The organism is Mycobacterium sp. (genome assembly GCF_032162105.1).
Lineage (GTDB): Bacteria > Actinomycetota > Actinomycetes > Mycobacteriales > Mycobacteriaceae > Mycobacterium.
Genome location: NZ_JAVRPS010000205.1, coordinates 1 through 5,473, shown reverse-complemented (window position 1 = coordinate 5,473; position 5,473 = coordinate 1). Strand labels below are relative to the sequence as shown.

The 5,473-nt window shown below is 69.3% G+C and carries 1 protein-coding gene; it reads right to left on the bottom strand.

Going from position 1 to position 5,473, the window contains the following annotated elements; all coding sequences use genetic code 11:
- The coding region (pks2, locus tag QOC69_RS10415) for a sulfolipid-1 biosynthesis phthioceranic/hydroxyphthioceranic acid synthase (protein WP_526439058.1) at positions 1-5,473 on the bottom strand (5,473 nt) is incomplete at both ends.

Sequence of the window (5,473 nt, the reverse complement as noted above, 5' to 3'; positions counted from 1 at the left end):
CGCCGGAGCCGGGCAGGCCACTCGTCGCGCGGCAGTTCGTTCAGCTCGGCGAGGAACTGGCTGGTACCCGAGCTGCCCCTGCCCAAGGACTGGAATGCCTCGGCAAACTTGCTGGTCTGCGCGAATGCCGTCAACCAGGGTGTCCCGGCGATCGGCGCGTAGCCGGTATAGCCGCGGTTGAAGCGCGCCAGGACGTCGAAGGCATGGGCACCGTCCTCCGGTGCGATGGCCATCGAGCCGTCCTCGGCCATGCCCTGGCCCTTTCCGATCTCGGCCCACGCGCCCCACGCGACGGCGCTGGCAGGCAGACCCTGCGCGCGGCGCCAGTGCGTGAAGGAGTCCAGCCAGCTGTTGGCCGCGGCGTAGGCACCCTGGCCGGGCGAACCCACCATGGCCGCTGCCGACGAGAACGAGCAGAACCAGTCCAGCGGTTGAGCCTTCGTGGCTTCGTGCAGGTTCCACGCGCCGTACACCTTGGGCGCCCAGTCCCGTTCGACCAGCTCGTCCGTGATGTTGCCGAGCGTGGCGTCCTCGACGACCGCCGCCGCGTGCAACACACCGCGCAGCGGAAGCCCCGTGGCGGTCGCATCCGCCACCAGGCGCTCCGCGGTGCCACTCTCGGCGATGTCACCGAGTGACACCTCGACCTCGGTGCCGCGTTCCCGGATGCGCTCGATCGCTTGCAGCACATCGGCTTTCGGACGGGACCGACCGTTGAGGATGATCCGTCCGCAGCCTGCCGATGCCATCTTGTCGGCAAGGAAGAGCCCAAGGCCACCCAGACCGCCGGTGATGACGTATGCACCGTCGGAACGGAAGGCCGGTGCCTGTTCGGGCGGCTGGACCACCCTGTGCTTGCCCGTGTGCGGGACGTCGAGCACCAGCTTGCCGGTGTGCTCGGCGGCGCCCATCACCCGAATGGCCGTCGCACCGTCGCTGAGCGGGTGGTGCGTGGTCTCCGGCAGCGGCAGCGTGCCATCCGCGATCTTCTGGTAGATCGTCTCGAGCAGACGCCGCAGCTTGCCTGGGTTGGTGATCGTCAGCAGCCCAAGGTCGACGGCGTAGAACGAGAGGTTGCGACGGAATGGGAACAGCCCCATCTTTGTGTCGCCGTAGATGTCCCGCTTGCCGATCTCCACGAACCGACCACCGAAGCTCAGCAGTTCCAGACCCGCCCGCTGGGCGGCACCGGGCAATGAGTTGAGCACGACGTCGACGCCGTATCCGTCGGTGTCCTTGCGGATCGCGTCGGCGAACTCGGTGCTGCGGGAATCGTAGACGTGTTTGATTCCCGTGGTGCGCAGCAGTTCTCGGCGATCCGGGCTACCCGCGGTTGCGAAGATCTCGGCGCCCGCGGCCTTGGCTATGGCAACGGCCGCCTGACCAACGCCGCCGGTGGCGGAGTGAATCAACACCTTGTCGCCAGTTTCGATCCTGGCCAGGTCGTGCAGGCTGTACCAGGCGGTGGCGTGCGCGCTGGGCACCGCTGCCGCCCGCTCCTCTGGCACCCCTTCCGGAATCTTGACCGCGAGGGCGGCATCGCAGGTGACGAACGTGCACCACGCACCGTTGGCGGAGATCCCGGCGACCCGGTCACCGACCTGGTGCTCGGTAACACCGACGCCAACTGCGGTGACCTCACCGGCGAAGTCGGCACCGAGCTCGGGCAACCGGCCCTCGAAACTCGGGTACCGGCCGAACGCCACCAGAACGTCGGCGAAGTTCAGGTTCGACGCCGTGACCGACACTTCGATCTGACCCGGTCCTGGCGGCACGCGGTCGTAGGCCGAAAGCTCGACCGACTGAAGGTCGCCCGGCTGGCGGATCCGTAGCCGCATGCCGTCCCGCTCGGGCTCGACCACGACGGACCGCCGCTCGTCGGGCTGCAGCGGGCTCAGGTTGAGCCGAGCCGTGTACCACTCGCCGTCCCGCCAGGCGGTCTCGTCCTCATCGGAACCGGCCAGCAGCTGCGTGGCAACCAGCTCGGCACCCGTGGCGTCGTCGACGTCGATCTGGGTGGCGGCCAATCCTGGGTGCTCCATGCCGATTACCCGCATGAGCCCGCGTAGCCCGCCCTGCTCCAGGTTGGCGACGTCACCCGCACGCACCGTCTGGGCGTCCCGCGTGACCAGGAACAGCCGAGGCGGCTCGCCAACGACCTCCGGCAGCTCGCGCGCGATGCGCACCAGGTGGCGCACCAGGTCTCCACCCTTGCGCGGGGCCTCGGCGTCCGACGCGGCGTCTCGTGGCGTGACCACCACTACGCCTCTGAACGCGGAGGCGGTGAGCTGCGCCCGCAGTAGCTGGGCGTTGGCCTCGTGATCGGCGCGCTGCGGCCAGACCATCGTCGCGATCTGAGCCTCCTTGACCTTCAGCGCTTCGGCCAACTCGGTCGCGAACATGTCGGACCCGTCCGACGTGCTGACCACGAGCCAAGAGCCCGCCTCGACGGCCTCGGCCTCGGGAGTGTCCTGCCGCTTCCAGTCGATGGTCAGCAGCCGCTCGTTGAGAGTGCGGTCACGTTGCCCCGCCTCGGAGACGCCGGTGCCCATGCGCAATCCGGTGACCGAGAGCAGCACCGCGCCGTGCTCGTCGAGCACCTCGATGTCGGCCTCGACCGCCGCCGCGCTGGCGCTGGTCAACCGCACGTAGCAGTAGTGGGCGTTGCGGGTCGATGCGTGCGCGCGCAGACGTCGCACGCCCAACGGCAGCATCAGCGTTCCGCTGACGTCGGAGTGCAGATCGGGGTGCGCACCGACCGCCTGGAAGCAGGCGTCCAAGAGCGCTGGATGCACGCCGTAGGCGCCCTGCTGGGATCGGATCGAACCCGGCAACGCCACCTCGGCCAGCACGGATCCACCAGGTCCCTCGGTGGTGTGCGCAGTCGTCAGACCGGTGAACGCGGGGCCGTACTGGATTCCCCGTGCGTCGTACCAGTCCCGCATCTCTGCGCCGGCCAGTTCCACTGGATGGGCGGCCAGGAGTTCGGACATCTGGTACGCGGCCGGCACGTCCTCGCCGTCCACCGCACTGAGTACCGCCGTCGCCCTTCGGGTCTCCTCACCGTCGAGGTGGGTCTGCACCTGGAACTCGGCCACGCCGGCAGGGGTGATGGACGCGACGGCCGACACCGGGGTGTCCTCCTCGAGCAGGAGCATCGCCTCGAACGCGATGTCACGAGCCTCGGACGCCTCGCCGAGAACCGCGCGGGCCGCGGCCAGCGCCATCTCGCAGTAGGCGGCGCCGGGCAGTGCGGCCACGCTGTGCACCTGGTGATCGCCGAGCCACGGCTGCGCGTTCGTGCCGACGTCGGACTGCCAAACGTGGCGTTCGGGTACCTCGGGCAACCGGACGTGTGCACCCAACAGCGGATGAACCGCGAGCGTGGAGGCGCCCTGCTCCAGCCCATCGCGGGAGAGGATCAAGCGAGGATGCGTCCACGTCGGCAGCGGCGCGTCCACCAGCGCCCCGTCGGGCCACAGCACGGCGAAGTCGATCGCGGCGCCTGCACTGTGCACGTCCGCGACGAACCCGCGCAGCCCGTTGGGCAGCTCCTGTTCGCGCCGCATGCTCGCCAGCGCCGCAAGTCGGATGTCGAGGCTGCGGGCGTTCTGGTCGACCGCGTGGGTGAGCAGTGGGTGCGGCGCGAGTTCGCCGAACACCCGGAATCCGTCTTCGAGCGCCGCCTGCACGGCCGCACCGAACCGGACCGCGTGCCGCAGGTTGTCCACCCAGTAGTAGGCGTCGAAATCGGCCGGATCACGCGGGTCGTAGAGCGTTGCCGAGTAGTACGGGACCGTCGGCTCCATCGGCTCGATGTCGGCGAGCACCTCGGCCAACTCGTCGAGGATCGGATCGACCTGAGGTGAATGCGATGCCACGTCGACCGCCACCTCGCGCGCCATCACCCCGCGGGCCTCCCATTCCGCGACGAGGGCGCTCACTGATTCCTTGGCCCCGCCGACGACCGCCGACTGCGGCGACGCCACCACGGACAGCACGACGTCGTTGACGCCACGCGCGGCCAGCTCGGAAAGCACCTGCTGGGCAGGCAACTCCACCGACGCCATCGCGCCCGAACCCGCGATCTTCGCCATCAGCTTGGACCGCCGGCAGATCACCTTGACACCGTCGGCGAGCGACAGCGCACCCGCCACGACGGCGGCAGCCACCTCACCCATCGAATGGCCGATGACGGCTCCCGGCACCACGCCGTAGGACGTCATCGTGGCGGCAAGCGCGACCTGAACCGCGAACACGGTGGGCTGCACCTGATCGATCCCGGCGACCGTCTCCGAAGACGACATCGCTTCGGTGACCGAGAATCCCGACTCGGCTGCGATCAGCGGTTCGATCTCCGCGACGGTCTTGGCGAACACCGGTTCGGCGGCGAGCAGACCTGCGCCCATCGCGGCCCATTGCGAGCCCTGCCCGGAGAACACCCACACCGGGCCGTGGTCACTCTGGGCGACCGCTGGCTCGACGGGCACTTCGCCCTCGGCCAGCTCCCGCAAGGCGGTGACCAGCTCGGTGTGGTCGCCGGCCAACGCCACGGCCCGCACCGAGCGGTGCGCACGCCTGCGCGCCAACGTGTAGGCCAGATCCGACAACTCGGCCTCGGACTCGACGTGGTTCTCCACCCAGTCCGCCAGTCGGCCTGCCGTGGCGTGCAATTCCTCGACCGAGGTGGCGGACAGCGGGAACAGCGTCCGTCCCGCCAGCTGGCCTGCGTCGGACTGCTCGACCGTGCGCGGCGCCTGCTCGGCCGGTCCCTGCTCGAGAATCGCGTGCACGTTGGTGCCCGACAGCCCGTACGACGACACCGCCGCACGACGCGGGTGGTGGCCATTGGTGGGCCATGGCGTCGGCTCTTCCGGCACGAAGAGGTTGGTCTCGATGCGCGCCATCTCTTCGGGCAGCGCCGTGAAGTGCAGGTTCTGCGGGATGGTCGCGTGTTGCAGCGAGAGGATGGCCTTCATCAGGCCGACCGCGCCCGATGCCGACTGGCTGTGGCCGAAGTTGGTCTTCGCCGAGCCGAGGGCAGTGGGTCCGGCCGTGCCGTACACGGCGGCCAGGCTCGCGAACTCGATCGGATCACCGACGGGCGTGCCGGTGCCGTGTGCCTCGACCATGCCGATCGTCGTGGGATCAATGCCGCCGGCCGCCAGGGCCGACCGGTAGGCCGCCTCCTGTGCGTCGCAGGACGGCGTGGCGATGTTGACCGTGTGGCCGTCCTGGTTAGACGCAGTACCGCGCACGATGGCGAGGACGCGGTCGCCGTCGGCCAGCGCGTCCTCGAGGCGCTTGAGCAGCAACACCACAGACGCCTCGCCAGAGACGAAGCCATCGGCGTTCACGTCGAACGCGTGGCAACGTCCCGTCGGCGACAACATGCCCTGAGCCGATCCCGAGGACATCTTGCGGGGTTCGAGCATGATCGACACACCGCCGGCAAGGGCGAGGTCGCTTTCGC